The 26,252-nt window shown below is 42.1% G+C and carries 29 protein-coding genes and 1 pseudogene; 11 read left to right on the plus strand and 19 right to left on the minus strand.

What is annotated here, in order from left to right:
• Positions 1-8 precede the first annotated feature (8 nt).
• The 3 genes from Q1Q15_RS08005 to Q1Q15_RS08015 all read left to right on the plus strand — a co-directional run bounded on the left by Q1Q15_RS08005 (position 9) and on the right by Q1Q15_RS08015 (position 2,998).
• Entirely contained in the window at positions 9-1,100 is a 1,092-nt protein-coding gene (locus tag Q1Q15_RS08005; protein ID WP_300458283.1) for an ATP-binding protein, read from the plus strand.
• A complete protein-coding gene (locus Q1Q15_RS08010) occupies positions 1,093-2,451 on the plus strand; it encodes a sigma-54 dependent transcriptional regulator (RefSeq protein ID WP_300458286.1) in 1,359 nt (452 codons plus the stop codon). Before Q1Q15_RS08005 ends, Q1Q15_RS08010 begins: the two co-directional genes overlap by 8 nt.
• A 61-nt stretch (positions 2,452-2,512) precedes the next feature.
• Positions 2,513-2,998, plus strand: a complete 486-nt coding sequence (locus Q1Q15_RS08015) for a DUF3124 domain-containing protein (RefSeq protein ID WP_300458288.1) — start codon at positions 2,513-2,515, stop codon at positions 2,996-2,998.
• 182 nt (positions 2,999-3,180) lie between these two features.
• Here the strand turns inward: Q1Q15_RS08015 and flgB are convergent, their stop codons facing one another.
• Entirely contained in the window at positions 3,181-3,591 is a 411-nt protein-coding gene (flgB, locus tag Q1Q15_RS08020; protein ID WP_300458291.1) for a flagellar basal body rod protein FlgB, read from the minus strand.
• A 575-nt stretch (positions 3,592-4,166) separates the two neighbouring features.
• Here flgB and oah point away from each other — a divergent pair.
• On the plus strand, positions 4,167-5,303 hold the full coding sequence (gene oah, locus Q1Q15_RS08025) for a 6-oxocyclohex-1-ene-1-carbonyl-CoA hydratase (protein ID WP_300458293.1): 1,137 nt from the start codon (positions 4,167-4,169) through the stop codon (positions 5,301-5,303).
• A 120-nt stretch (positions 5,304-5,423) separates the two neighbouring features.
• Here the strand turns inward: oah and Q1Q15_RS08030 are convergent, their stop codons facing one another.
• Complete coding sequence (locus Q1Q15_RS08030) at positions 5,424-5,798, minus strand: DUF2294 domain-containing protein (protein WP_300458294.1); 375 nt, start codon at positions 5,796-5,798, stop codon at positions 5,424-5,426.
• Between the two features lie 527 nt (positions 5,799-6,325).
• Here Q1Q15_RS08030 and Q1Q15_RS08035 point away from each other — a divergent pair.
• Complete coding sequence (locus Q1Q15_RS08035; RefSeq protein ID WP_300458424.1) at positions 6,326-7,570, plus strand: hemolysin family protein; 1,245 nt, start codon at positions 6,326-6,328, stop codon at positions 7,568-7,570.
• 92 nt (positions 7,571-7,662) lie between these two features.
• A complete protein-coding gene (locus Q1Q15_RS08040) occupies positions 7,663-8,451 on the plus strand; it encodes a TIGR00266 family protein (protein WP_300458297.1) in 789 nt (262 codons plus the stop codon).
• 78 nt (positions 8,452-8,529) lie between these two features.
• On the opposite strand, the gene Q1Q15_RS25465 is transcribed toward Q1Q15_RS08040, so the two are convergent.
• The 3 genes from Q1Q15_RS25465 to Q1Q15_RS25470 are packed head-to-tail and all read right to left on the minus strand — an operon-like array spanning position 8,530 to position 9,018.
• Positions 8,530-8,598 (minus strand): homocysteine S-methyltransferase family protein, encoded by a 69-nt coding sequence (locus Q1Q15_RS25465; protein WP_363320904.1) that lies wholly within the window; start codon positions 8,596-8,598, stop codon positions 8,530-8,532.
• Complete coding sequence (locus Q1Q15_RS08045; protein WP_300458299.1) at positions 8,595-8,822, minus strand: homocysteine S-methyltransferase family protein; 228 nt, start codon at positions 8,820-8,822, stop codon at positions 8,595-8,597. The genes Q1Q15_RS25465 and Q1Q15_RS08045 overlap by 4 nt, the downstream gene beginning before the upstream one ends.
• A complete protein-coding gene (locus Q1Q15_RS25470; protein ID WP_363320900.1) occupies positions 8,806-9,018 on the minus strand; it encodes a homocysteine S-methyltransferase family protein in 213 nt (70 codons plus the stop codon). Before Q1Q15_RS25470 ends, Q1Q15_RS08045 begins: the two co-directional genes overlap by 17 nt.
• Before the next feature lie 369 nt (positions 9,019-9,387).
• On the opposite strand from Q1Q15_RS25470, the gene Q1Q15_RS08050 reads away from it, so the two are divergent.
• The gene (locus Q1Q15_RS08050; RefSeq protein WP_300458301.1) at positions 9,388-11,223 is read left to right on the plus strand and encodes an ASKHA domain-containing protein; all 1,836 of its coding nucleotides are present in this window, start codon (positions 9,388-9,390) and stop codon (positions 11,221-11,223) included.
• A 234-nt stretch (positions 11,224-11,457) separates the two neighbouring features.
• Here the strand turns inward: Q1Q15_RS08050 and Q1Q15_RS08055 are convergent, their stop codons facing one another.
• The 7 genes and pseudogenes from Q1Q15_RS08055 to Q1Q15_RS08080 form a co-directional block, all read right to left on the minus strand.
• Positions 11,458-11,892, minus strand: coding sequence for a penicillin acylase family protein (locus tag Q1Q15_RS08055; protein ID WP_363320905.1), 435 nt, complete (start codon positions 11,890-11,892; stop codon positions 11,458-11,460).
• Positions 11,775-12,257: a penicillin acylase family protein gene (locus tag Q1Q15_RS08060; RefSeq protein WP_300458304.1), complete on the minus strand. Its 483-nt coding sequence runs from the start codon at positions 12,255-12,257 to the stop codon at positions 11,775-11,777. Before Q1Q15_RS08060 ends, Q1Q15_RS08055 begins: the two co-directional genes overlap by 118 nt.
• 1 nt (position 12,258) lies before the next feature.
• The gene (locus Q1Q15_RS25475; protein ID WP_363320901.1) at positions 12,259-12,459 is read right to left on the minus strand and encodes a penicillin acylase family protein; all 201 of its coding nucleotides are present in this window, start codon (positions 12,457-12,459) and stop codon (positions 12,259-12,261) included.
• A 16-nt stretch (positions 12,460-12,475) separates the two neighbouring features.
• Positions 12,476-12,715, minus strand: a pseudogene (locus tag Q1Q15_RS25480) (penicillin acylase family protein); the annotation flags it as partial.
• A 379-nt stretch (positions 12,716-13,094) separates the two neighbouring features.
• Positions 13,095-13,304: a hypothetical protein gene (locus tag Q1Q15_RS08070; RefSeq protein ID WP_300458309.1), complete on the minus strand. Its 210-nt coding sequence runs from the start codon at positions 13,302-13,304 to the stop codon at positions 13,095-13,097.
• 369 nt (positions 13,305-13,673) lie between these two features.
• Complete coding sequence (locus Q1Q15_RS08075; protein ID WP_300458311.1) at positions 13,674-14,201, minus strand: transposase zinc-binding domain-containing protein; 528 nt, start codon at positions 14,199-14,201, stop codon at positions 13,674-13,676.
• Positions 14,202-14,283: 82 nt separating this feature from the next.
• Positions 14,284-14,532, minus strand: a complete 249-nt coding sequence (locus tag Q1Q15_RS08080) for a phage integrase N-terminal SAM-like domain-containing protein (protein ID WP_300458312.1) — start codon at positions 14,530-14,532, stop codon at positions 14,284-14,286.
• A gap of 268 nt (positions 14,533-14,800) precedes the next feature.
• On the opposite strand from Q1Q15_RS08080, the gene Q1Q15_RS08085 reads away from it, so the two are divergent.
• Entirely contained in the window at positions 14,801-15,157 is a 357-nt protein-coding gene (locus tag Q1Q15_RS08085; RefSeq protein ID WP_300458315.1) for a helix-turn-helix domain-containing protein, read from the plus strand.
• A gap of 53 nt (positions 15,158-15,210) precedes the next feature.
• Here the strand turns inward: Q1Q15_RS08085 and Q1Q15_RS08090 are convergent, their stop codons facing one another.
• On the minus strand, positions 15,211-15,456 hold the full coding sequence (locus Q1Q15_RS08090; RefSeq protein ID WP_300458317.1) for a hypothetical protein: 246 nt from the start codon (positions 15,454-15,456) through the stop codon (positions 15,211-15,213).
• A gap of 263 nt (positions 15,457-15,719) precedes the next feature.
• Here Q1Q15_RS08090 and Q1Q15_RS08095 point away from each other — a divergent pair, with 263 nt between their 5' ends.
• Positions 15,720-15,911 (plus strand): acetate--CoA ligase family protein, encoded by a 192-nt coding sequence (locus Q1Q15_RS08095; protein WP_300458319.1) that lies wholly within the window; start codon positions 15,720-15,722, stop codon positions 15,909-15,911.
• Between the two features lie 55 nt (positions 15,912-15,966).
• On the opposite strand, the gene Q1Q15_RS08100 is transcribed toward Q1Q15_RS08095, so the two are convergent.
• From Q1Q15_RS08100 to Q1Q15_RS08125, 6 genes are all read right to left on the minus strand, one after another.
• Entirely contained in the window at positions 15,967-17,148 is a 1,182-nt protein-coding gene (locus Q1Q15_RS08100; protein ID WP_300458322.1) for a M20 family metallopeptidase, read from the minus strand.
• A gap of 29 nt (positions 17,149-17,177) precedes the next feature.
• Complete coding sequence (locus Q1Q15_RS08105; protein WP_300458324.1) at positions 17,178-18,146, minus strand: oligopeptide/dipeptide ABC transporter ATP-binding protein; 969 nt, start codon at positions 18,144-18,146, stop codon at positions 17,178-17,180.
• Positions 18,122-19,084, minus strand: coding sequence for an ABC transporter ATP-binding protein (locus Q1Q15_RS08110; protein WP_300458327.1), 963 nt, complete (start codon positions 19,082-19,084; stop codon positions 18,122-18,124). The genes Q1Q15_RS08105 and Q1Q15_RS08110 overlap by 25 nt, the downstream gene beginning before the upstream one ends.
• Positions 19,084-19,938 carry an ABC transporter permease gene (locus tag Q1Q15_RS08115; protein WP_300458329.1) on the minus strand — a complete coding sequence of 285 codons (855 nt, stop codon included), beginning with the start codon at positions 19,936-19,938 and terminating at the stop codon, positions 19,084-19,086. The genes Q1Q15_RS08110 and Q1Q15_RS08115 overlap by 1 nt, the downstream gene beginning before the upstream one ends.
• On the minus strand, positions 19,938-20,888 hold the full coding sequence (locus tag Q1Q15_RS08120; RefSeq protein WP_300458332.1) for an ABC transporter permease: 951 nt from the start codon (positions 20,886-20,888) through the stop codon (positions 19,938-19,940). The genes Q1Q15_RS08115 and Q1Q15_RS08120 overlap by 1 nt, the downstream gene beginning before the upstream one ends.
• A 101-nt stretch (positions 20,889-20,989) precedes the next feature.
• A complete protein-coding gene (locus Q1Q15_RS08125) occupies positions 20,990-22,522 on the minus strand; it encodes an ABC transporter substrate-binding protein (protein WP_300458334.1) in 1,533 nt (510 codons plus the stop codon).
• Positions 22,523-23,090: 568 nt separating this feature from the next.
• On the opposite strand from Q1Q15_RS08125, the gene Q1Q15_RS08130 reads away from it, so the two are divergent.
• Together Q1Q15_RS08130 and Q1Q15_RS08135 are read left to right on the plus strand one after the other, a co-directional pair.
• Positions 23,091-24,881: a SpoIIE family protein phosphatase gene (locus Q1Q15_RS08130; protein WP_300458336.1), complete on the plus strand. Its 1,791-nt coding sequence runs from the start codon at positions 23,091-23,093 to the stop codon at positions 24,879-24,881.
• Between the two features lie 190 nt (positions 24,882-25,071).
• Positions 25,072-26,133, plus strand: coding sequence for an ATP-binding protein (locus Q1Q15_RS08135; RefSeq protein WP_300458339.1), 1,062 nt, complete (start codon positions 25,072-25,074; stop codon positions 26,131-26,133).
• Positions 26,134-26,252 lie beyond the last annotated feature (119 nt).

A 26,252-nucleotide genomic window follows, 5' to 3' on the forward strand; every position in this document is an offset into this window, starting at 1 on the left:
GTGTTAAAATGCTTTTCAAAAAAATAGAAAATTTTCATGATGCAGTCATACAAATGACATTTGCCTGCGTTGTTTCATTGGATAAATCAGGGAATATTCTTGAATTTCACTCCTATCTGGATAAAATTTCTCCGAAAACCGGAAAATCCCTTATCGGGAAAAGCTGGGTTGAAATATTTGTTCCTGAAAAAAAAGGAAAATTTTCTAAAAATTGTTTTGAAGATGCGGTTTTTCAACGGGGCGGGGCAAATCAAACGCCCAAAATTTTAACATCTTATAATAACGAGTTGTTCGTAGAATGGAATTTTCTGAAGGTTGCCAAATCTTGTGATACCACAGCCCATATTCTGGGTGTGGGAATAGACGTTACCAGACACATAGAACTTGAGCAGCAGCTTCAGCATGCAGACCGGCTGGTCACGGTGGGTCAGCTGGCTGCCGGGGTCGCCCATGAGCTGAATGGCCCCCTGAACAATATTCTGGGATATGCACAATTATCATCCAAACAGCAGGATTTACCCGAACAGGTCTATCAGGACCTGGACAATATTATCCGGCTCTCTTTGCATGCAAGGGAAATCATCAAGAAGGTCATGCTGTTCAGCCGCCAGCTACCACCGGGTCATGAAAATATTGATTTGAATAAAGTGATCAAGGAAAGTCTGTACTTTACCGAACCACTGTGCAGGCAGGAAAAGATAGACGTCCAATGCGAATTTGATGAAAATTTGCCGGAGATGAAGGGAGATTTTTCCCAACTCCGTCAGGTCGTTGTTAATCTTGTGGTAAACGCGGCACAGGCAATGCCTGAAAAAGGCGGGGAGATCATCCTGCAAACCCTGGCAGAACCAAAAGACAGGATCGCAATGATCATCAGGGATACCGGAACAGGTATGTCCCCAGAAACACTTGAGCACTGCTTTATGCCGTTTTTTACAACCAAAGATGTTGACCAGGGGACCGGTCTTGGACTATCCGTAGTTCATGGTATTATTAAATCTCACAACGGGGTTATCACAGCGCACAGTACATTGGGAAAAGGATCCCGTTTCCATGTAGCGTTTCCGGCAGGGCCGGGAAAAGGAGAAAACAATGCCTGACACCCGATCAAAAAAAAACTATAAAGTTTTGATTGTCGATGATTCCATTCAGACACTTGAAGTGATTCAGCGAAACCTGAATGCAAACGGGTATGATGCATACACCTGCAGCAGTGTCCGGGATGCTGTGAGATTTCTAATGGAAAGTACCATTGATATCGTTATCACGGATTTTAAGATGCCCAAACAAAACGGCCTGGAACTTATTCGGCATATCCGGGATAATTTCTATGATATCGAAATCATCATGATAACCGGTTATCCGGATATTGAAGATGCGGTCCAGGCGATCAAAGACGGCGCGGATGATTATTTGGTCAAACCCTTTACTGATGATGAATTGCTGCTGGCAGTCCAACGGATGGTGGAAAAGCTCAATAACCGCAGATTTGTTGAATCTACTGCCAAGCCGGCAAAAACATACGGCATTATTGGTGAGTCTGCAAAAATGAAGCATGTGTTTCATCGAATTGAAAAAGCATCGGGCACCAATGCCACGGTTTTGATCTCAGGTGATAGTGGAACCGGAAAGGAGATCGTTGCACGCGCCATCCATTATAACAGCGAACGCCGCAGGAAACCTTTTGTTCCGGTCAATTGTACAGCGATCCCGGATACCTTACTGGAAAGTGAACTTTTCGGCCATGTGAAAGGTGCATTTACAGGTGCAAGAGACAAACGGGACGGTTTTTTTCAAATTGCCGATGGGGGAACTATATTTCTTGATGAGATCGGAGATGCCAGTCTGAACATGCAGGGGAAACTGTTAAGGGTTCTTCAAAACAAGGAAATTCGGCCGGTTGGGTCGCCCCAGATTCAACATGTGAATACCAGAATTGTCGCAGCCACGCACAAAGATCTTCCCGGTCTGGTTGGCAAGGGACTGTTCAGGGAGGATCTTTTTTACAGGCTGAATGTGATTGACATTGTTGTGCCGGCTTTAAATGAACGCTCGGACGATATCCTTTCTTTAATAAATTACTTTGCGCATAAATTTTCAAATGAAATGAATTGCCGCTTACCAGTATTTTCCGACAACGTAATTAATGCATTAAAACGTTATTCCTGGCCCGGCAATGTAAGAGAACTTGAAAATCTGATTCAGCGCCTTGTTGTTATGTTGGACGGCCATCAGGTTAAAACCACTGATCTTCCCGAGTCCATGCGGTTTAATATATCAATCAGGCAGGCAGGAAAACAAAAACTTAACGATGTTGTGGCAGATCATGTCTTGAATATACTCACGATAACCAAGGGAAATAAAACACAGGCGGCGAAAATTATGGGAATTGACAGAAAAACCCTGAATTCAAAACTAAAGAAGATAGAGAACAAGAGTCAAGATTATTGAGTCATTGATATTGATCCAGATTAAAATTTTTCTATAAAAGAAAAAAGGAGAGGACAGACTGATGAACAATAAAAGAATACCGCAATGGGTAATTTCCATAATGATTGTCGCCTTTTTTAGTGTCCTATCTGTTTCGGGAGAGGCTGCGTCGAGCAGTATTTTATCACGCGGACAAAGTGTTTATGTGCCTGTGTATTCACATATTTATCATGGTAACAAGGAAAAACCGTTTAATCTTACGGCAACACTGAGCATCCGGAACACAAACCTTGAAAAAGATATTTCCCTCCAATCAATTGATTATTTTAACTCAAACGGCGATCTGATTAGAAGATACATACAAACGCCAATCACCTTGAAAAAATTTGCAACAATCCGGTATATCGTTAAAGCCAAAGATAATACCGGCGGGTCCGGGGCCAAATTCATTGTTCGGTGGAAATCTGATGCGCTGGTAAATACCCCGCTTATCGAAGCGATTATGATAAGCACACAAAGTCAGCAGGGAATTTCTTTTGTTTCAAGAGGTCAGGCGATTAAAGAATAAACCAGTCGGTGAAAGTCCAACCGATGACAAAAGACTCAAACCTTGCAGCAGGGGAGGTGCCATGGCGGAAAACCAAGATGGAGAAGACCTCGGTATCGGTAAAAAAAATTAACCCACAAGTTTGATTTGGCTGGAATAGAGGCCCTGCTCAACCTATATGGCTCCTTTAGGGAGTTGAAAAATTATTTTCCGCCTTCATCAATCGCATAGCTAGTTATTGCTGACTTTCTCAATTTCAATTCTACGGTTGTCCTGTATTTGATATTATTTTCCATGAGATTCATCATCTCCCTGTCAATATTCACGGAATCAAGGTGATAAATATCAACTTCTTCAGTATTTTCTTCATTCATGGAAAATGAATCCCCACCATTTGGCGACAAATGTTTAGAATGCGTTTTATCAAGGTAATCAGGTTCTTTTTCATTCATCACCCGTTTAAGCGTTCGATTAAAATCGAGATCTTTCGGTTTATAACCAATGGTATCCATATTAGCTATATTGCCGGCAATAAGCTTGTGTCGCCTGGCAGAAATATCAAGTGCTTTTCCGATCATCTGTGATGTTGGTCCAAAAATTCTTGAGTCTGACATATTTCCTCCCTGATAATGCTTTAAACTTGATATCAAGAAAAGCAATTTGTATGCCAAAATGTACTAATGCCTTTTTCGAAACATGGACGGACTTCTTTGAATTGCAAGAATTTGCCCCATGATTCCTGGCCTTCTTAAACAGCGATCGTTCCGGTATACCATTACCCTGATGCTCTTAAATGCCGGTTTTGATAATAGTTTGTCAAAAAAAAGTCCGGGGGTTTCATGCTTTTTATTTTTAAATTTATGTATTGCATTAACCAGGATGTCAGGTATTTGAACCTAAAATTATTTTTATTGTCATAATTTTGACGAAACAATAGAGTCGAAAATATCCAGTGGGAGCATATTTTTGGGTTTTTGAAAAAAAGAATTGACATAAAATAAGAGATCTCTTATTTTATTTTAGTCAGACAGATGAGGGAAGGATTTTTTTTCGCTAAAAAGATCAGTCTCAAATAGGTCAGCAATGAGTTTCATTGTTGACCTATTTTTTTGCATAAACAGCGTTGATATAAATGAAGATATTTTTATTGAGAATGGAATGTATAGAAAAAGATTAAAGGAGATTTAAAATGAGTCTTGAGTGGATGCCAAGAGAAAACGAAGTAAAAGATCACACGTTACATAGAAACCCCCATTGGGGAACAGAAGCCCCCTGCGTCGTGTATGAGAAAAGACCGTTAACAGATCCCCAGGGAAATGTTACGGACAAATTGTTTGTGGCATGGATTACGTTGAACAACCCAAGACAGTTCAACTCTTACACCACAGACATGGTAAAAGGCGTTATTGCCGGATTTGAAAATGCATCTCTTGACAGAAGTGTTGTGGCTGTCGTTTTTACTGGTACAGGTCCCTATGCGTTCTGCACCGGTGGCAATACCAAAGAATATTCAGAATTTTATTCAAAAAGATGTGATGAATATGGTCAGTACATGGAGCTGTTCAACCACATGGTGGATTCCATCCTGGCCTGCAAAAAACCGGTTATCTCCCGGGTGAACGGCATGAGAGTTGCCGGTGGCCAGGAAATTGGTCTGGCATGTGACCTTGCTGTTTCTTCGGACCTTGCCATTTTTGGTCAGGCTGGACCCAAACATGGTTCCGCCCCTGCCGGCGGTTCCTCAGATTTCCTTCCCTGGTACCTGAGTGCAGAAGATGCCATGTACAACTGTATCTCCTGCGAGATGTGGTCTGCCTATAAAATGAAAGCAAAAGGCATGATCTCCAAGGTTGTTCCGGTTCTGAAAATTGATGGCGAATGGGTTAGAAATCCCACCGTCATCACGGACACCTATGTTCAGGACGGTGAGATTGTTTACGGCGATTCTAAATCCGGACAGGCTCTCAAAGACGGCCGTGCCATCCTGAAACAGCACCAGGCCAATGCAGATTTTGAACTGCTTGACAAAGAAGTGAATGCGATTATCTGGAAGTTCGCCAACCTGTTCCCGGGCTGCCTGATTAAATCCATTGACGGTATCCGTCAGAAAAAGAAATTTTTCTGGGATACAATGAAAAATGATCACAGACATTGGCTCGCAGCCAACATGTCCGGCGAAGCATTCCTTGGATTTGGCGCATTCAATACCAAGAAAATTACGGGTCAGGATACAATTGATTTTATCCAGTTCCGTCAGAACGTTGCTGATTCCATGATATGGAATGATGACATGTTTGCAAGTGTATTGGGTAAGCCCCAAGAGTAAAATCATCAATAAATTATGGTTCAAGGTTGATTTTGAGCCTTGAACCATAATTGCAGTCCTATTTTGTTTCGGCATCCTCCTGTAACGTCCCCATAAGGCTTTAAATTTGTAAATTTTCCATTAAAAAGAAAATTTTTTTTCTACATTCTGCTCAAATGTTATGATAATAACTCGCTCTCCCTCTTTGGTGCTGATATCTGTATGGAAACTGACAATACTGACACCGGTAATTTTTTTGATTACATCCTCTAGCATTTTGCTGGAATTTTCCAGAAGTTTTGCCCGTACTCGCTTGATAAGCTGAATTCCATCAACATCTTTTGCCAAATGCTGCTCGGCAGGTGTCAATACACCTTTCAGGCGAATTAGCACCATATCATCAATGAGATGGCTTTTCACATCTACTGGACCACGTCCCATATGTTTTTTCTCAAATGCGATCAAGGCCGTGCTTATTTCGGCTTCAACCTGTCCTTTACTTTTTTTTTGAACCAAGTGAATCCCTCCATCGTTAATTGGTGCTTCGCCCTTTGCCAGATACGATACTCAAAGCCGGGATAAAACAAGTTGCTCAAATTCCAGGCAATTTGAAATTTTTAAGATATAATGTCTATTTAAGCAAGATGATTTTTAAAATTTCAAGATAAACAGGTTTTGTATAATTAAAAACTTCGCTATATAATTAACTCAACTTTCGGACTTTAGCTTTAATCGACGGGGTCAGGCTTTTTTTATTGTACTTTTTATCACTATTTCATATCCAGACGGGTAAAAAGTGCCATAAAGAAAGCCTGACCCCATGTAAAAATGGCTAACTCCGAAAGTTGAGTATTTAAGATAATTGGGTATTTTTGCCTAACCCCGAGAAAAGGTACGTTAAGGATTGTAGAAAATTTTTATTTTGATTATCCTCTATGATCACAGATCTCTTTGGGAATAAAGATACAAAATTTCTTTATTTTTTAATTGACACGCAATTTTTTTAAGGAAAAAGTTTTTTGAAATGGAAACACACAACGCTTATGAGATTGTCACTAAAAAAGTCAACTTGGATTTTAGCCCTTTTATTGTTAGTGGTATTGGCTATCTCGACTCAGGCCATTGGCGTAGAAGGTTCACTCGAAAGAGACATTGAAAATTTCAGCGCTGATGTCCTGCTACTGATAATTTATGTGTTGATGGCATTGGTCTTTTCATTTCTCTGTTCAGTGGCTGAATCGGTACTTTTAAGCATCACGCCTTCATATATCGAAGGGCAGAAAGAAAAGCGACCTAAGCATGCAGCGCTTTTGAAACGACTGAAACAAGATAATGTGGACCGATCCCTTGCAGCCATTTTGACACTCAACACGATTGCGCATACGGTTGGCGCAATCGGTGCCGGGGCCAAAGCGACGATTGTATTTGGAAGTGCCTGGTTTGGTCTATTTTCGGCTGTCATGACGTTTTTGATCCTTTTCTTTTCCGAAATCGTTCCTAAAACCATAGGTGCTGTCTACTGGTCAAAACTTGTAGGCCCAATGTCATTTTTTGTGAACACCCTGATAGTGGTTCTTTATCCAATCGTATGGGTTTCCGATAAAGTGACAAGGTTTATCTCGCACGGAAAGGACATACACACGTTCAGTAGAGCCGAATTCATCGCCATGGCTCAGGTCGGTGCAGAAGCCGGGCATATTCACGATAAAGAATCAAGGATTATTCGGAACATATTCCGATTCGAGTCGCTAAAAGTGTCCGATATCATGACGCCCCGTGTTGTAATCTCAGCATTACCCGAGGATATGAAAATTATGGATTCAATGAAATACGCAACCAGAACCCCATTTTCACGTCTGCCGATCTACGGGAAGCATACGGATGACATAACCGGTTTTGTTCTTAAAGAGGATATTTTCATCAATGCGGCGCAGAAGCGAGGGGATGAAAAACTCAAGGCATTGAAACGAGACATACTTGCTGTTCCGAATTCAGTATCGTTGACAGCATTGTTGGAGCGCTTTCTTAAGGATCGCCAGCACATCGCCATAGTCATCAATGAACATGGAGGGACTGACGGACTGGTGACCTTAGAAGATTTAATCGAGACGCTTATAGGCATGGAAATTATGGATGAAACAGACGATGTTGAAGACATGCGTGCTCTGGCGCGGAAACAATGGATGAAACGTGCCAAAGCCATGGGTCTTGAAGCTGATATCTTTGATCAAAGAAAGGCCGAACATGTAACTTCATCGGACCCGAAGGACCGGGCCGCCGCAGATTAAATTGGACCTATTTAGTATAACAAAACATTATGTTACAAGATGTTTTGAAGTTTCTTTGAATTAATTAAAACCTTAATTTTAAGGAGGTGTTTATGAAATGCCATGAAGTTGATTATCAAATATTTGGGGATGATATGCAGACAGTAGAAGTCGAACTTGATCGGGGTGAAACCGTTATAGCAGAGGCGGGCGCCATGAACTGGATGGAAGACGGTATCTCTTTTGAAGCCAAAATGGGGGACGGCTCTCAACCGGACAAAGGACTTATGGGCAAATTATTCGATGCCGGCAAACGCGCGATTACGGGGGAGTCTTTATTCATGACGCATTTTACAAACCAGGCACAAGGCAAAAAAAAAGTGGCCTTCAGCGCCCCATATCCTGGAAAAATCCTTCCTGTTGATATGGCAAAAATCGGTGGGGAGTTGATCTGCCAGAAAGATGCGTTTTTGTGTGCAGCACTGGGAACCGAGGTGACTATTGCATTCAGTAAAAAAATTGGCACCGGTTTTTTCGGGGGTGAAGGATTCATTCTCCAGCGTCTTTTAGGGGATGGGTTGGCCTTTGTTCATGCCGGCGGTACCATTGTAGAAAAGCAATTACATGGAGAAACCATCCGGGTGGACACAGGTTGCATTGTGGGATTCAGCCCGGGTGTTGATTACGATATCCAGAGGGCCGGAAACCTGAAATCCATGTTTTTTGGCGGAGAGGGTCTATTCCTGGCAACTCTGAGCGGTCACGGTTCGGTTTATCTCCAAAGCCTCCCTTTTTCAAGGTTGGCAGACAGAATTATCCAGCATGCACCGTCAGCAGGTGGTGCCAACAAAGGAGAAGGCTCTCTTTTGGGAGGTCTGGGCAGAATGCTGGATGGCGACTAAACATGAACCATGGTTGTAAATCCACAAATACCACTATCTATTTCAACGTTAACCATTTTAAGTATGAGATTCCTTTTATTAAATAATTTCTTTGATTTTTTTTATGTATTCCGGGGTTGTTCCACAACAACCGCCTATAATTTTCACACCAAGCGTTTTGATTTTTTTAATATTATCTGCAAAAAAAATTCATCCTCTGGATAAAAGACAGCAGTATTTTTTGTTGTTTCTGGCATACCTGCATTGGGCATAATGATTACAGGTACACTAACACTGCATTTAATCTCCCGGGCCAAATCAATCATTGTTCTGCTTCCCATTGAGCAATTGGCACCAACAGCATTGGCACCGGCATCAACCAGTGATTTCATATTTACCACATACGGATCTTGCAATCTGAACCCCGGTTCGATTCACATTTTCCACACTTTGAGTGACACCCATTTTTTTTAATTTTATGGCGGATGCACCAAATGTATTGGCTGTTGCAACATCTGATCCGGCATCATAATAGGCCCTATGTATTTCCCTTATAATATCAGGATGCTTTAAGGCCCACCCATACACAGCCGAAACAGATTCTTTGTGTATGGGTGGGCCTGCTTTTTAAGGAAAGGGACTTTCATGGAGATGAAGGCAAAGAAGGGGGGCAAGTGAAAAGGTAGAATAAAAAAAATGGAATGAATATTGAAATACTCGGTTTTTTCGGATAAGAGGGGGCTTTGTAGAGAATGGTTGAATCGGTTAGTGGGGGTCTAATTTTTGAAACATTTGTTTTTATGTTCAAAATAGAGCGGAGCGATACCACAAGTTGTCACTTTTAATATTCAATTTGGTTCTGGCTTTGCAAGGTTTAGATAACAAAATTCATGCATTTTTTATCAGAACAGAAGAACAGTATTTTTAAACTTAAAAAATTTTAAGGGATTATAAAAAATGAACATTGAAGTAGATTTTCAACCCATCGGCAAACATGTGGAAATTGATTCAGGCACAACGATTTTAGAAGCGGCCCAGGAGGCAGGTGTCGGTATTTCGGCTATTTGTGGTGGTGTGGGATCCTGCGGCGCCTGTCGCGTTCGTCTGGATGACCAAGAGCATGTGAGCAAACCAAACGAGACCGAAATTGAAGTTCTTGATTCCGATGACATCGCTTCGGGCATACGGCTGGCTTGTCAGACTGAAATTTATGGCCCCATCCGGGTGGATGTCCCTTCCGAGTCCATGACGGCAACCCAGCGCACCCAGGTGGAAGGAGAAGAAATCAGTTTTGAATTTGAATCGCCCATCAAAGTCCTGGATTTGACCTTGACCAAAGCCGATGCCACAGACCCGCAGGCGGATTTTGAGAGACTCCGTGCGGCTGTTTTGACAAGCGGCTGGACTACCCTGCGCTGCGATAGAATGAATATTCTTAAACAAATTCCAGGCCTGTTGCGGGCAAACAAATGGAAAATCCGGGTGGGACTGCGCGGTGACGAACTGGTCAGTGTCAGTGCGCCGGGAACCCTTTTGCTGGGGATGGCCGTGGACATCGGCACCACCAAGGTGGCCGGGTATCTGGTGGATATGGCCAGCGGCGAAACCCTTGCCATAAAAGGCATCATGAATCCCCAAATTGTCTACGGTGAAGACGTGATGGCCCGGATCACCTATTCTTTGATGCATGAGAATGGATCGGGCATTCTGCAAAAGGCCATCATCGATGCGTTGAATAAACTGGCCATTGATCTCTGCGCCGCAGCCGGGGCAGACGGTGACACCGACACATCGGTTTATGTGCCGACCCAGATTGTGGAATCGGTCATGGTGGGTAATACCGCCATGCATCACCTGCTGCTGGGCCTGCCGGTCAAACAGTTGGGCCTTTCACCGTATGTGGCGGCGGTATCATCACCGCTGGATGTAAAGGCGGATGAAATTGACCTGGCTTTTTCACCGGGTGCCACTGTCCATCTGCTGGCCAATATCGCCGGCTTTGTCGGGGCCGATCATCTTTCCATGCTTCTTGCTACAGATACCCACAAGAAAAAAGGGGTGGTGATCAGCCTGGATATCGGCACGAATACGGAAATAACCCTTGTATCCCATGGCCGCATGATTGCCTGCTCAACCGCTTCAGGACCGGCTTTTGAAGGGGCCCATATCCATCATGGCATGCGGGCCGCGGACGGTGCCATCGAACGGGTCCAGATTGTCGACAACAAGTTGGCCTTTCAAACCATTGGCCATACGGCGCCTGTAGGGGTCTGCGGCTCGGGTATCCTGGATGCCATTGCCCAGCTCAAGCTTTGCGGGGCAATGAACGACAAGGGTGCCCTGGATGTCAAGCATCCCTTGATCCGCGAGGGTAAAAAATTGCCCGAAGCGCTTCTGGCAGCTGCTGCCATATCCGGAAACGGTCATGATATTGTCCTAAGCCGCAGTGATATCAATGAAATTCAGCTGGCCAAAGGCGCCATGCGGGCGGGCATTGAACTGTTGCTGGATGCGGCAGGTGTCACGGCAGCGGATGTTGATGAATTTATTATTGCCGGTGCTTTTGGTTCTTACATCAGCGTAGAAGCTGCCGTTGGCATTGGTATGTTTCCCGATATTCCCATAGATCGGTTTCGTCAGGTGGGTAATGCCGCCGGTATTGGTGCAAAGCAGGCCCTTTTGTCTACCACACGCCGGGCGGAAGCTGCTGGCATCGGCGAGCGGGTCGAGTACCTGGAACTCACCGTCAGTGAGAAATTTCAGGCAGAATTTTTAAAGGCCTTGTATATGTAACCGTTCCTATCGAAAAGTGAATAATCTTATTCTGGTTTTGACCTTTCAAACGTAGCCAAAGCGCTGAAACCGAGGGACAAATGGATCGGTTGGAACCCCCTCGAAAAATACCGGCAATTGAAACACCAGTTCATTAAGGCGGATGATATCATCTCCTTTGTCCTGATGAAACTCTTCCAGGTGATTGATCAGCCAAAATTTTAAACCCGCCTCGATTTGGTAAGAAAAGGCCGTTTATTTAAAAGGGAGTTTTTCCTGGTTTCCCTCCACGGACACCTTTTTATATATGCCGGTTTCCCAATTTTTCAAGTCTGAACAATACCATTTTGAAAATCTTCGATCCGACGGCCCTCCGGCCATATTGGTGTGAATTTCCTCGGTAGCCATATCAACAATCATTCTGAAGGAAGGCGAAAAGGTGGTCTGCCGTCCGCCGCTTTCAAAAATCTGCCCCTGATGGGGGGTTGCCAAACTGCCGTTGATGGTAATCGGCCCGCGGTCAACCCCTAAGAATCGGGGGAGTTTCCCGTTAAATACAATATTTTTCATGGTTACTTTCCGGGTATCGCCCCATTGTTTAACAGAGGATGCCAAAGCCGTTTCAACCGCCTGTTGAAAAAGTGCTTCCCGGGAGTGACCGCCAAACCAAACCGAGTGTTCCGCCAGCAGGATCCGATCAAAATTGATATAAAAATCATTAAATATACCGGTTTTTGGTCAAGATAATCAACCGCATCAACGCCAAGCCCATTTTGACCAAAAACGATTCGGTAAAGGGTTTTATAAAATTGGTCAAACAGGTATGCCCCTTCTGACTCGGCCGTGTATTCAAAATTCCAATGTCGGAGAATATCTGCTTTGCCTCCTTCCGGGAGCAGCGGGGCAAGAATCTCCATAAAGAGCGCTGCCTGATTTGAATAAAAATCATAGTGTATAACGGCCATGTCTTTCACCGTCAACTGGTTGTTTTCCGCAAGTTGTTTGCCGATCCGATCTGACCGGTAGGATCCCATCCCCACATTGATCGGATCCACCTTACCATATTTCTATCCGTTCACTAAAGGGGACCCACTGGTCGGTCCCGCGCAGGTATTTTCCGTTGCTGCATTTTTCTATCCAGGAATCGGTCCCGTCCATGAATGTATAGGTCACTCCCCAGGAAACGTTCTTGTTCCGTCCCACCAGCAGAGCGGGGATGCCGGGCATGTTCGCGCCTACCAACGGCCAGCAGCTCATCGCTGGAATCCAATATTTCAGATGGCCGACCCTGGCCCAGGATTCTCATCATCATCATCTGCATCCCCCGGTCCCTGCCGTGGGCAACTCCCATCAATCGATACGCATCTGATTTATTTTCTGCTTCAATATGGCAGACACCGTTGCTGTCTCTCCAGATTTTCCCGTTACTGTTCATATCACCAACTGATTTAAAGTTTATGAATCCATCAGTACCCAAATGGCGCGTAATAATACCCGGACATCGAGTTTTCATGAAACGTCTCAATGGTCGTCCACAATTTTTTACCGTTAACAGGGGAGGGTGGCATTTCCATAATTATTTTTCCAAACACATCATGCCGTTGATTTGTATCGATGACATCATAGGCTAAATTCAAAAGCTCCAATAGTATTGAGTTGTCTTTATATTTGAGATATTCGAATAATCGGTTTTTGTTCATGGTTAGTCAACTTTCGGTTTGTAAATACGCTGATGATGGCAGCCCCTACAATTTTAGCCAGATTTTCTTACGTTCAAGGCTGCCATCAGATGTATATCAATACCGGCAAGGTTTTTTTCAACCTTCTGGGCTTTGCATGGAAAACAAATTAAACTGAACGATTAGTACAATATTGACAATTGCCGCCCCTTGTCAATTAAAACTTTTATCTACCATTTCTTTTTTTATACCCAATCCGAATTCCTGAAGATCCTTCTCAAGCAAGGAGTTCAAAGCCTTCTCTTTCATTAAATTGGCCCTGATGGACCTCATGGTGTTGCCCATCATGTTTCCCTGCATGATGGGCAACATCCCTTTCTGGTAGAACGGTAGCTTTAGCGCCACACTTTTGGCCTTTGCCACTCTCTATATTGTGGATCAGGTTTAATATTAGCATTCCTTTTGGCTAGTGCTGGAAAGGGTTTATAAACTTAATGCTCTCCCTTACTAAAGAAATTTTCCAGTCGAAAACAAAAATATTTTTTCTCAGAATGCTCAAAGTTACAATTGATATCTTTGATACTTTAAAGCTCGGTGAAGGTAAAGAATCGGATAATAATCCTTGACCTCAAAAAATACTTCCATATGATATAAAAAAGTTGCTTAACGGCTCGTAGTATTCAAAATATCGGGGAGGATCAAATAGGGAATTGTTAGGAAACAATATAAAAGTCGGTATCGCACAGATTGCACCGGTCTGGCTAAACAGGTATCAAACCCTAAAAAAGGTCATTAAATATACCGATGACGTCTGCGTTTGTCAACACCGCCGCCTGGAACGACAACATGAATATGGGGATGAAAATCAAGTCTCCTGCTATGAGTATGCAGTACCATGGTCATTCCGATTTCGGCCCCCAAATTCTTTGGATTTAAACCAAAATCCTTAAGTGTACTGGAAACACAAAGAAACAAAAAAGAAAACACTAATCTCTGATTGTGAAAGGCCAATGATCTTAGTTCGTTCGGTAATGTAAAAGTAATCAAAAAATATGGAACCGGTAATAATTTGCCTTGTTGTCGATCAATCCACTGATTGGCTTCATGGTTCTGACATTGTGGGCAACTCCGATGTCCACAGGATAGAGGTTTCCATTCAGCATGATTGCAGTCGGGACAACCCACATAAAGTTCACCGGCGGCGGGAGTACGACAATTGCAAATAGCATCCATTGCTTTTAAATGACTCGGCAATGCAACATCACCATATTTGTCTGCAAATAAATCTTTATATTGATTAATAATTGAAGAAATTTTCATGATTACACCTTTCTTAAATCTAATTGAAGTGTATTCATGAGTTTATTAATTGTGAGCAGGCTGCTTTGTTCTGTGAAGTCAGTTATATGCGCATAGCGTGCCGTTGTTTCAGGGCTTGCATGATCAAGCAAGGCCTGTATACAAGATCAGTAAAGTATTCTTCCAATTGTTCCGGCTTCAATTTGTCGGGGCAGCAATCAAAGTAATCACGGACCCGACGAATAGCCCTGGAATAGGCTTCAATAGTTTTTTGGGCTTTCCTTTGAAGTTTAAGTGATCTCAGGTGATGTTTATAGAGTCTGTTGAATCGGTTTAATTCTGACTTTTTCATGGTATACTCTTTTTAAAATAATGGTACCCAAATTGGACCCGGGAAGGAGTATACACTATTTTTGTTTTTCCGCCGCACAGCGGCTTCGTCCAACACCACATAAGATAAACTGAGCCCTAATAGAAGAGCGTTTTATCGATTGTTGCCTTCATATAACCAAGTTCCAATTGATTCTCAGGCTGGCAATAAATCGATAAAATGTATGAACTGAAGGGTAATATTTATCGGATAAATCAGTTTGCGTAGGATTAGGATAGGAACTTGCTTTTTGATAAAGAAAGTATCGAAAATCCCTAAAGTTAAAAATATTATTGCTCCCCTGATCCAAGACATGTTGTGCTTGGATCAGGGGAGGTCAGTTTATCCAGATATACAGCCAATTTCAAAAATAGCTCGTCGACAGATTGCTGTTACCCTTATAAATAAAGGATATGCTTTCAATGCAGCTGCCAGGCTTGTGGGGTGTAGTGTGTCCACAGTAGCTCGAAGCATCAAGCGCATGAACATTATTGGGGATTTGACTGATGCTTCGCGTTCTGGACGTCCTGCTATTTATTCAGAAACATTCAAGCTGGAATTGACAGGATCTCTATCAATAAAATTGATGGGACAGACGATGTTTTAACTATCGCCTGAAATACATCGAGAAATCGAAAACTTACAAAATGGGATCCTTCCTTATCCGGCGAAGGTGGTGGCCGTGCACACCGGCGGTGACATTTTGGATGATGGTTTATTCACTTCCAAATTTATTGACTTGATTTTGATTTTTTCCAGTTCCGATTTGAGACGGATTATTTCTTCCCGCTGTTTTTTGTTTTGTTCCTCTAATTCCTGATATTTCTTTCGAAGCTGCTCAAGTGATCCGATAAGAGCAATCTTGGTCCATTTGAAGAAAGTTTTGATTGTGTCTTTTGTTATCATGCGGCATCCTTATTGGAACAATCTTACATTTTGGGATACCATAGAAATTCATTGCTGTCTGTCTTTTTCTGAAATCAGTTTGAACTTACGTTATTTTTATTGAATTAATTTGAATAAAACCAGCTAGACTCTTGGAGGCTCGACCCTGAATGCGCACCCAGGCGGGTTATATATTTTAGGGGGCCTCATGGAATCATGTTCGGACTTGGGGGGATTTATACCGGGGTGTTAAAAGATGTTGGGTTTGCACTGGTGGCCCCGCTGTGACCTTAGCTGAAAGCCTGGAAATGGTGCAGCAGATAAAAAATTTCCCCATTCTGAAGGGGGCTCGCGGCCAGGAACCCGTCAACATTGACCAGGTCGCAGATAATCTTCAGCGGCTGGCGCTGCTGGTAACAGATTTTCCCGGGATAAAGGAAAAGGAACAATTTAAAAAAAATAGACGTTGGTTGTGAAACATAATTATTGTTAACAATGTAGGAACCGGGAGGGGGGGATTACGTTTAACCTTCAGGTTACCGTTACTGTCGTAAGCAGATTCAGGGCAAACCTGACAAATGTTTCCACTCCAAGTAATAGCAAAGACTCGTCATAATCAAATTGTGCATTATGCAGGGGGGGACAACCCATAAATCCGGTTCCAAGGAAAAAATAGCATCCCTTTGTTTTTTCTAAAACCAGGGCCATGTCTTCTGCACCCATGGTTGATTCCGGTTCCTTAATACGGTCACCGGGAACCACTTCGAGCATACTTTTTTTCATTATATTAACGATACCAGGATCACTTTCAAGGGGGGGGACCCCAATGGAGGATGAGAATTCATAGGCAGCGCCCGTGGCGGCACACACACCGTCTATAATCTGCTTAAATATCTCAGGATATTCTTTCCAGGTTTGTTTGTCAAAGGTCCGTATTGTGCCGCGTAACTCAGCGTTTTCCGATATTATATTCGGCGCTGATCCGGCATGAAAGGAGCCGATGGTGACAACCGATGGGATCAATGGATTAAGCTTCCTGGTCACCACTCGCTGGAGCGCATTGGCCACTTGAATTGCCGTATCAATCGCGTCCACACACAGATGGGGCATGGCACCGTGCCCCCCCTTTCCCTTAATGTTGATCTTAAAGGAACTGGCCGCCGCCATAAGGACACCGGATTTCAGGCCCAGAGTGCCGGCAGGAAGGCCTGGCCATACATGACACGCTACTGAATAATCCACATGGGGATTTTCAAGAACTAAGCTGTCAATCATTGGTTTTGCTCCGCCAGGGCCCTCTTCGGCCGGCTGGAACATGAATTTAATATTGCCTGAAAAATGTTCCCTGAGCCTGGCCAGAATACCGGCGGCCACAAGGGTCATGGTCATGTGAGCATCATGGCCGCACGCATGCATCATATTTTCATGGGTGGATGCGAACTCAAGCCCGGTTTCTTCCGAAATGGGCAACGCATCCATATCCGCCCTGATAACCAGCGTTTTACCGGGCCTTCCGGTTTTTAAAAGCCCCAGAACGCCGGTTCCTGCAATACCGGTAAACACTTCCAGTTCCGGTATTGTCTTCAAATGCTCAGCAATGAACCGGGCTGTTTTTTTTTCTGCAAACCCCTTTTCAGGAATTTGATGAAGGGCACGGCGAATGGAAGAAATTTTTTCCATTTCATTTTCAATCATTGCCTTGATATCCGTCATAACAGCAGCTCCTATAGTTGAGATCCCAATTAACAGTTGGGGCATCTCACCAAATGGTTATCCCCCACATCCAGTATTTCCGGGTGTGCAGCACTGCAGGAGGGTACTTTGTATGGACACCGATTGGCAAAAAAACACCCCTGCGGCAAATCAATAGGGCTTTGAATTTCACCCGCCTTCAATACGCTGTCTGTTTCCAGCGGTGTATTAATATCCGGCACAGTGGAAAAAAGCATTTGGGTATAGGGATGTTTGGGTGAGTTAAACAATTGTTTTTTTGAAGCATATTCCACGATTTCACCAAGATACATAACTGCCACATGGTCACTTAGATACTTAACAACGCTAATATCATGGGTAATAAAAAGAGTGGTCAAGCGATACTTTTCTTTCAAATCCATCATTAAATTAATTATTTGTGCTTGAATGGATACGTCTAATGCTGAAATCGGCTCATCAGCCAGAACCAGTTCCGGTTTTAATATCATGGCCCGTGCAATGGCAATGCGTTGCCGTTGACCGCCGGAAAACTGGTGAGGGTATCTGTTGAGATAACTATGGTCAATCCCCACATTATCGCATAACGATAAAATGGTATTTAATCTCTCTTTTTTTTTATAGTCAGTATGGATTTTTAACGGTTGCTCAAGAATTGTTTTAATTTTTTTTCTTGGATTCAAAGAAGAGTATGGATCCTGAAAAATCATTTGGATATCTTTTTGGATGGCGCCTCTTTTATGGGGGGATAATTTTGAGATATCCTTTCCGCGAAAATTTACCAATCCATTTGTGGCCTGGTGGAGTCCTAATATGACTTTCCCGATTGTTGTCTTGCCGCAACCACTCTCTCCAACCAGTGACAACGTCTTTCCCTTAAAGATGTCAAAACTTACTCTATTCAGAGCATATAAATCTCTTTTTTTAAACGTACCCGTTTTAACGCTGAAAGTTTTTACGACATTTTTTACTTCTACTAATTTTCTTTGACTTTGTGACAAAATAGTATCCTTTTATCGATCTGTTTTTTTTCAGGGTACGTGTTACATTCTTCATCAGCATAGTCGCATCGGTTTTTAAAGTAGCAGCCTTCCGGGAGATTCAGGAGCGAGGGCATGATTCCCGGTATCTGATACAGCCTGTCATTCTCATCATTTAATTTCGGCAGGCATGCAACCAACCCTTTTGTATATGGGTGCATGGGATTAAATATGATATCTTTCTTACGCCCATATTCCACAATTCTTCCAGCATACATCACAGCAATTTTATCACAAAGTTGAGACACAACGGCGATATCATGGGTTATTAAAATCAATGAAGAGTTCATATCTTTGCTGAGTTTTTTCATCAGGTACAGAATTTGTGCCTGGATGGTCACATCCAAAGCCGTTGTGGGTTCATCAGCAATTAAAAGTTTGGGATTATTTAAAAGTGCCATTGCAATAACAACCCGTTGCTTCATTCCACCTGAGAGTTGATGGGGATAGCTCCCCATTCTTTTTTCAGCAGCAGGCATTCCAACCAATTTCAGGATGTCCAGACATGTTTTTCGGGCATCTTTTTTTGCCACCTTTTTATTATGATATAATATGGTCTCAATTAATTGATCACCAATACTTATCACCGGATTTAATGACGTCTGGGGGTCTTGGAAAACCATGGAAATTTCATTTCCCCTGATCTTTTCAAGCTTTTCTTCGCTCAATGTAAGCAGGTTTATTCCATTAAAAATAATTTCACCCGCTACAATCTTTCCCGGGTCATCAATTAAGTTTAAAATGGAAAATCCAGTGATGGATTTACCAGCCCCAGACTCTCCGACAATCCCTAAAATCTCGCCTTTCTCAATTGAGAAATCAATTCCGTCTACTGACTTTACAACCCCGTTTCTTGTAAAGAAATATGTTTTCAGATTATTTATTTCCAGAAGTGCCATTATCGTTTCAGCCTTGGATTCATTATATCTCTCATCCGGTCACCCACCAGGTTTATGGAAACAACCAGCACCATCAAAACAATACCCGGGAAAACGGAAGTCCACCAGTAGCCGCTGAATAAAACCTGATACCCGTTTGATATGAGCGAACCCAGGGAGGGCTCAGTAATAGGAACACCTAATCCCAGGAAACTCAACGTTGCTTCCAATATGATGGCATTTGCTATCCTTACGGTTGCAATAACAATTATGGGCGCTGTAGTGTTTGGCATTATTTCGCCAAAAATAATTTTTAAATTGCGCATACCCAATGCCTGGGCCGACTGGGTATAATCTTTTTCTTTCTCCAAAAGGACCACACCCCTGGCCGTCCTTGCATAATAAACCCAGTTTACAAGGGTTATGGCAATAATGATTTTACCGATGCCGGCGCCCCAGAGTGCCATGATAATCAAAGCAATTAAAATTGAAGGGAATGAGAGTTGAATATCGGCCACTCTCATGATAAGCGTGTCAACCCATCCACCATAGTAACCGGAAATCAAACCGGCTGAAAAACCAATGATAACGGAGATAAACGTACTAACAAGCCCCACATACAAAGAAATCCTGAGTCCGTAAATAATGGCTGAATAAATATCTCTGCCCTGCTCATCTGTCCCTAAAACAAAATTAGTGTTGGGTGCCTGGAAACTGTTTTCTAGAAATAATTGTGTTAAATCATAGGGGTTCTGATACGTGAACAATGATGGTGCAAGGGCCAATGCAATAAACAGTATAAATACTGCAAGGCCCGAAACAGCCATCTTATCTTCCATAAACTCTATTACCGCTTCGTTTGTAAATAGTTTCATTACACCCGCACTCTTGGATCAATAAATGTATAAAGGACATCGACTATAAAATTAATTGCAACGAAAATAACAGATATGCACAGCAGGTATGCAACAACGATGGGCCGATCAAGATTTTGTATGGAATCAATGATAAGTTTTCCAGTACCCGGCCAGGCAAATATGGTCTCAGTTATTATTGTAAACGCTACAAGTTGCCCAAACTGAATACCGATAACCGTAATCAAGGGAATCAATGTGTTTTTAAGGGCATGATAATAAACAATTATTCTTCGTGGAACCCCTTTTGCGGTAGCCAGTTTAATATAATCCTGGAGCAAAACCTCCATCATACCTGTTCGTGTTAATCTTAAAATAAGCGCCAGCTGAAAAGCTGAAAGCGTGATAACAGGCATAATCAAATGTTTTATGCCGTCCCAGGTGAGTGCGCTTGTAAAAAGAAAAACTTCCCCCCGCCCGGATGAGGGTAACACACCAAATACCACTGAAAATATCAGTACCAGTATCATGCCGGTCCAGAAAACAGGCACGGAAATTCCTATCAGGGAAAAAAACATGATGACCCTGCTCAGTATTGAATTGGGCTTTAAAGACGATATTATTCCAAGGGGAATACCAAGAATGATTGAGAAAATCATTGCCAGCACAGAAAGTTCAAGCGTAGCGGGAAATCGTTCTATCACGATGTCCAAAGCCGGTTGTCCATATCTGAAGGAGTTGCCCAGATTCCCTTGCGCAACATTTTCCAGAAACTTTCCATATTGAATAATAAACGATTGGTCCAACCCCAGTGCATGCTTCATTTCAATAACCTCCTGTTGAGTCGCATCAATGGGAAGCATGAGTTCAACAGGATCACCGGCTTTGAACATGATAAAGAACACAATAAAACTAATCGTAAACATGACTAAAACGGAATGAAACAATCTATTAAAGATATATTTAGCCATTTTATTCCTTAAATGATAAGGATGATTTTATACCATAAAATCCATCCTTCAGGTACAAAACCATCCTTATTGTTGGTATTTATTCATCAAACGCCATACTGTTACTGGGTACTGATATCAAATACCCAGATACGGCTATCGGTTCTTGGTTCAAAATTAATGGTTTTACCGAATGCATACAAATCAACCTGGTAGTGCAGGGGAATAAAGCATTGAAGGTCTGTCAAAGCTATTTTTTGAGCCTTCTGCAGATATTTCAGCCGCTCATCAGGATTCATAATAGCCGATGATTGATCAATTAACGCATCAACTTCAGCATTTGAAAATCTTCCCCTGTTCCCAAACCCCTTAACGGTATCATATGAATGTACAATAGCATCTAAAATTGAACTTGCATCACCATCCGCACTTGCCCATCCCATCAGGAAGAAACTGGTGTTCAGCTTCCTGTTTTCAGCCCAGAAAGTAGATTTTGGCGTTGCATTGACCGTGACCTTTATCCCTATTTTTGAGAGGCTTGCAGCCACTGCCTGTGCGATTTGAGAATCATTTATATATCGATTGTTCGGGCTGTCAAGCTGTACTTCAAACCCATTTGGATATCCTGCTTCAGCAAGTAATTCTTTTGCTTTTTTCGGATCGTATTTTTCTCTTTCAATGCTGGGGTCATACCCAAAAACAACACTCGGGCTGAATTGGGCGGCTGGTATTGCAAAATCTTTCATCACATACTTAACGATAGCATCTTCATTTATGCCATAAAACAACGCTTTTCTAACTCGAACATCCAAAAACGGGTTTTTCCCGGTTGGGCTTTTTATGTGGGGAGAATCCTCACGAAATTGATCCATCTGCAAAAAAATGAGTCTCAATCCGGGTTTTACAAAAAAATTCAATTTATCATTTCTTCTGACCCGGGCCACATCAACAACAGGAACCCTGTTAATGATATCGACTTCCCCGCTGAGTATTGCTGCAACTCGTGTTGCATTGTTTGTTAGGGGTCTGAAGACAACATTTTCAATTTCGGGTTTTCCCCGCCAGTGATCATTATATGCCGTTAATTTTATCAGATCCCCTTTGCGCCATGTAACCAGTTTGTAGGGTCCTGTCCCCACTGGATTTAGTGTTATCCATTCATTTGATTTACCCTCTACTGTTTCTTTATCCAGTATACCGACATAGGTCAGTTTTCGTAATAGAATTGGAAATGGTTTTTTTGTTACAAATTTAACGGTAAAGTCATCAATTTTAGAAAAGGACTCAATCATGGCCACCGTGCTTTTAAATCCGGATTTATCCCAATTTTTAACTCTGTCAAAAGAAAAGATGACATCATCGGCATTAAAGTTATTTCCGTTATGAAATTTTACGCCTTTTCTTAACTTTAAAATCCATACGGTGGGTTCCGGATTTGCCCAGGAAACCGCAAGGCTTGGCTTGGTTTTAATATCTTTATCAAAAGAAATCAAAGAATCGAAAATATTCGAAAGAATTGAATTTGTCGTCGTCTCATTCTGGTAATATGGGTCCATTGCCAAGGCCCCGGACGCGATACCAATTTTTAAATCCTTTGCAAAACATACCGAACTCAGCAAAGCTGTTGCCGCTAATACAATTAATAGTTTCTTCATACCTGCTCCTTTGTCGTGTTTATACTCTTTCTCATACTGTGAAGCGATACCTATAGGATAGGAACTTGCTTTTTGTCAACAAAACTATACGGCCGTCATAATCATAAACGCTACCCATAAGAAGCGTAATGATTCAGCACGTATTCCCGAAGCCGCTTGAATGATAGAAAAAAGTTTACTTTTTCGGTAAATATTCGGCTTAGTCATTCATGGTAAATATTTTTACTTAATTTTTAAAAAATTCGGAACGCCAGCCAAAATATTTGTTACAACTTTCGGTCTTCAATGGACCTCAACTGTTTATGCCCTGGCTTTGAATGCCGATATCGTTTGTCCGAGGACCATTGCATTTTATCATGAGATAATTTCTGCAGAAACAGGATATGGCTATACAACTATCTATAATGGGTGTAGAATATTCTCTATTATAAAAATATTCTTGAATTGATTGTATAGAAATTTGATATAAAATTAATGGGTTATCGTCAATAAGCCTTCTGGTACATATTGTGCAAAAACATGTATTGAATTTTTTTTATACCATCTGATAAAATGAGGATAAAATTGCATGCAACCCAAAACCCTCCAACACCGCATTATGATTTTTATCCTGATCCCTGTATTTTTTATTCTGACCGGAATGGGGTGGATCAGTTTCTTGTATACCCGCAATGCAATGCTCAAACAATGGGGCGAAACCGCTATTGCAAAACTTCAAAAATCCTCCCATATGATTGATATGCGCCTCAGCCGGACAAAATATTTATTGTCCATGTTAAAAAATAATTACAGCCAGGATCAGGGCCATATTGTTCACCGCTTCATTGTTGAACAATTGCAGGAAATGGAAGGGGTTGTTGAAGTAAATTCTGATTTTTTAAACGATACTCGCATCCCTGCATATGCTTCAAGACGGTACATGGTTAACCCGAATCCCATGCCTTTCGGTCGAATGGAAAAATTTCAATTATCGTTTCCCCAGTATAATGCTAAGCTCAACAGCGAAACAGTATCCCTGTCAACAGATGTTAAAGATAAAATCGGTAAAAAAATCGGCCGGATTGAAGTGGTCATCTCTTTTCAGGATTTGATCGATCAAATCAGCAAGGCAAACTGGTGGAAAAATAATAAAGCATTTTTAATCGATCATGGGGGCAATATCCTCATCAGCACGCAACAGAATAAAGAAATTCCAAAATCAGACGTGTTCGCAGACACGGATCCATTGGAAAAAAAGACCTTAGAGGCATTAAAACAGAATCCATATGGTACCATCTTTGGCCCCGGTCATCCACCCGATGAAATAAGCGGATATTATCATTTGATTGAAGCGCCTTGGAGCCTTGTTCTTATTTCACCCGGCAATCAGGTATTGAAACCTATAATAAATTTCAGGCGGTATTATTTTATTGTGGGTTTTTTATCTATTATATGTGTTCTCCTTTTTATCCGCATCTCGATTACAGGGACGGCCAACTCGATTAAACGGGTGTCCGAGGCTGCTAAACATCTTGCCAATGGAACGTTTAGCCAACAACTCCCCGTCCTGTCAAAAGATGAGGTGGGGGAGCTGACCTATAATTTTAATAAGATGACCCAGCAGTTAAAAGAACGATTAGAGCTGAAAGAGGCAATGAATTTGGCCATGAAAGTGCAGCAAGGCCTGCTTCCACCCACCAATTTTTCATATAAAAATATTGAGATCAGCGGTCGTTCTGTCTATTGTGATCAAACAGGCGGGGACTATTTTGATATCATCGAATTTCCCGATGAACCCGGGAAAATTTGTGTGGCAGTTGGTGATGTGGTGGGTCATGGAATAGGGGCAGCGCTTCTGATGGCAACGACTCGCGCACTATTACGAAGCCGGGTGACACAAAAAGGGTCTTTGTCCCGCGTCATGAACGATGTCAATCGGCTGCTCTGTTTGGATACCCGTGATACGGGCAGTTTTGTTACCTTGTTTTTATTAATGGTTGATGTAAACAAAGATGAGCTTCAATGGGTTCGTGCCGGTCATGAGCCAGCCATGTTTTACAGTCCGGAACAAGAGAATATTACCGAACTCAAAGGTGAGGGAATCGTTCTGGGAGTGGATAAAGACTGGACGTATACAAAAAATTTTCAGTATCATATTCCCAAAGGCACCGTTGTTTTAATCGGCACAGACGGCACCTGGGAAGTTGAAAACAAATCAGGAGAACGACTGGGTAAAAAAAGCGTGGAAAAGGTGCTTCAAAAATCAATTTTACTTTCCTCTGAAGAAATTGTACACTCGATTATATCGGAAACTCAAAAATTTCGCGGTGACATTCAACAGAATGATGATATTACGCTTTTAGTTCTGAAATTCCTATAGATGATTTCACAAAAGAATGCCTCAAGCAACGCATTACATTGGGTCAGGCTTTTTTTTATGGCACTTCTTACCTGTCTGGTCATGAAACAAAGATAAAAGCACCATAAAAAAGCCTGACCCCGTCCATTAGAACTTATGACCGAAAGTTGAGATGATAAGTCAAACCCCTTTAGATAGGAGGGATATCAGTATGAAATTAGCAAAGGAATCAAAAACTTTCATTATCGTCATTCTAACGATTGGCATTGCTCTATTCCATCTCACAGGGTCTGAAACCCATATGGGGACTCATATGATTCACCGGGAATTGTTTTTTTTCCCCATTATTCTCTCGTGTTTCTGGTTTGGGTTAAAACCCGGGCTGATTACTGTGGGAATTGTAAGCTTACTCTATGTTTCCCAGGCTTTTTTCGGAACGGAAACACAATTGCTGCTTGTTCCAACGCTTTTTCACCTGATCACGTTTCTGCTGGTAGCCATCATTCTTGGTGTTTTGGTGAACCAGAATGAAAAAATTCATGAAGAAAATATCAGGAAGAAAGAGTTGGCTGCCCTGGGAAACGCGGCATTAAACATTGGTATAGAAATCCAGGATGTATTGGTCGCCTTGAAAAAATCAGGGTGTCAATCAAAAGTGGATTCCCCGGAAAAAGACGAAATTGAAAAAGGATTTAACCGGTTGGACAAGCTTGTAAAGGTCCTTACCTCTTTTGATACACCCACGGACAGGCATGGGTTGAACTTCAATATCAATCAAGTCATTGCCGAACAAATTTCTGCCTTAAAGGAAAAAGCCCATTTAGCAGGCATTAAAATTGAGACGATTTTAGACAAAAAAGAGTGTCTGTCCAAGGTGTCGGAAGAATCCATTGTTAAATTAATAAAAGATTTAATCGTGAATGCCATTGAAGCGTCTTCCCGGGGAAGAAAAATTTTGATCCGCACCCGCCACATGTCCACGTATAATATAGTAGAAGTTGAAGATGAGGGCGAGGGGATTAAACCTGAACACCTGAAAAAAATTTTTCACCCTTTTTTTACAACAAAAGAATACGGGCACGGACTTTCCCTGGCCTCAGATTATAAATTTATTCAAAGTTGTGGTGGTGATATGGCTGTCTCATCCAATTTTGGTAAAGGAACGATCTTTAAGGTTAAAATACCCATTGATGACCCTTCCAAGCCTATAAATGGCATGAACAAAATATCGGATTGGAATCCCAGGGAGAACAAGCAAGCGGTTGAAGATTGACATTCGCAAGGGGATTAACTCTATTTTCAGGCCTTTCAGGATAAAAACAACTGGGTCTGACGTGTAGAATAGTCGAATACGCCTGTAGAATATCCGACAACCTTCATTCAGGTGGAATC

The organism is Desulfobacula sp., assembly GCF_030145145.1.
Lineage (GTDB): Bacteria > Desulfobacterota > Desulfobacteria > Desulfobacterales > Desulfobacteraceae > Desulfobacula.

Coding starts and splice junctions, on each gene's coding strand:
- Q1Q15_RS08005 (WP_300458283.1), top strand. CDS start 9: ATGCTTTTCAAAAAAATAGAAAATTTTCATGATGCAGTCATACAAATG.
- Q1Q15_RS08010 (WP_300458286.1), top strand. CDS start 1,093: ATGCCTGACACCCGATCAAAAAAAAACTATAAAGTTTTGATTGTCGAT.
- Q1Q15_RS08015 (WP_300458288.1), top strand. CDS start 2,513: ATGAACAATAAAAGAATACCGCAATGGGTAATTTCCATAATGATTGTC.
- flgB (WP_300458291.1), bottom strand. CDS start 3,591: ATGTCAGACTCAAGAATTTTTGGACCAACATCACAGATGATCGGAAAA.
- oah (WP_300458293.1), top strand. CDS start 4,167: ATGAGTCTTGAGTGGATGCCAAGAGAAAACGAAGTAAAAGATCACACG.
- Q1Q15_RS08035 (WP_300458424.1), top strand. CDS start 6,326: ATGAGATTGTCACTAAAAAAGTCAACTTGGATTTTAGCCCTTTTATTG.
- Q1Q15_RS08040 (WP_300458297.1), top strand. CDS start 7,663: ATGAAATGCCATGAAGTTGATTATCAAATATTTGGGGATGATATGCAG.
- Q1Q15_RS08045 (WP_300458299.1), bottom strand. CDS start 8,822: ATGAAATCACTGGTTGATGCCGGTGCCAATGCTGTTGGTGCCAATTGC.
- Q1Q15_RS08050 (WP_300458301.1), top strand. CDS start 9,388: ATGAACATTGAAGTAGATTTTCAACCCATCGGCAAACATGTGGAAATT.
- Q1Q15_RS25475 (WP_363320901.1), bottom strand. CDS start 12,459: ATGAGCTGCTGGCCGTTGGTAGGCGCGAACATGCCCGGCATCCCCGCT.
- Q1Q15_RS08075 (WP_300458311.1), bottom strand. CDS start 14,201: ATGAAAATTTCTTCAATTATTAATCAATATAAAGATTTATTTGCAGAC.
- Q1Q15_RS08080 (WP_300458312.1), bottom strand. CDS start 14,532: ATGAAAAAGTCAGAATTAAACCGATTCAACAGACTCTATAAACATCAC.
- Q1Q15_RS08090 (WP_300458317.1), bottom strand. CDS start 15,456: ATGATAACAAAAGACACAATCAAAACTTTCTTCAAATGGACCAAGATT.
- Q1Q15_RS08100 (WP_300458322.1), bottom strand. CDS start 17,148: ATGACGGATATCAAGGCAATGATTGAAAATGAAATGGAAAAAATTTCT.
- Q1Q15_RS08110 (WP_300458327.1), bottom strand. CDS start 19,084: ATGGCACTTCTGGAAATAAATAATCTGAAAACATATTTCTTTACAAGA.
- Q1Q15_RS08115 (WP_300458329.1), bottom strand. CDS start 19,938: ATGAAACTATTTACAAACGAAGCGGTAATAGAGTTTATGGAAGATAAG.
- Q1Q15_RS08120 (WP_300458332.1), bottom strand. CDS start 20,888: ATGGCTAAATATATCTTTAATAGATTGTTTCATTCCGTTTTAGTCATG.
- Q1Q15_RS08125 (WP_300458334.1), bottom strand. CDS start 22,522: ATGAAGAAACTATTAATTGTATTAGCGGCAACAGCTTTGCTGAGTTCG.
- Q1Q15_RS08130 (WP_300458336.1), top strand. CDS start 23,091: ATGCAACCCAAAACCCTCCAACACCGCATTATGATTTTTATCCTGATC.
- Q1Q15_RS08135 (WP_300458339.1), top strand. CDS start 25,072: ATGAAATTAGCAAAGGAATCAAAAACTTTCATTATCGTCATTCTAACG.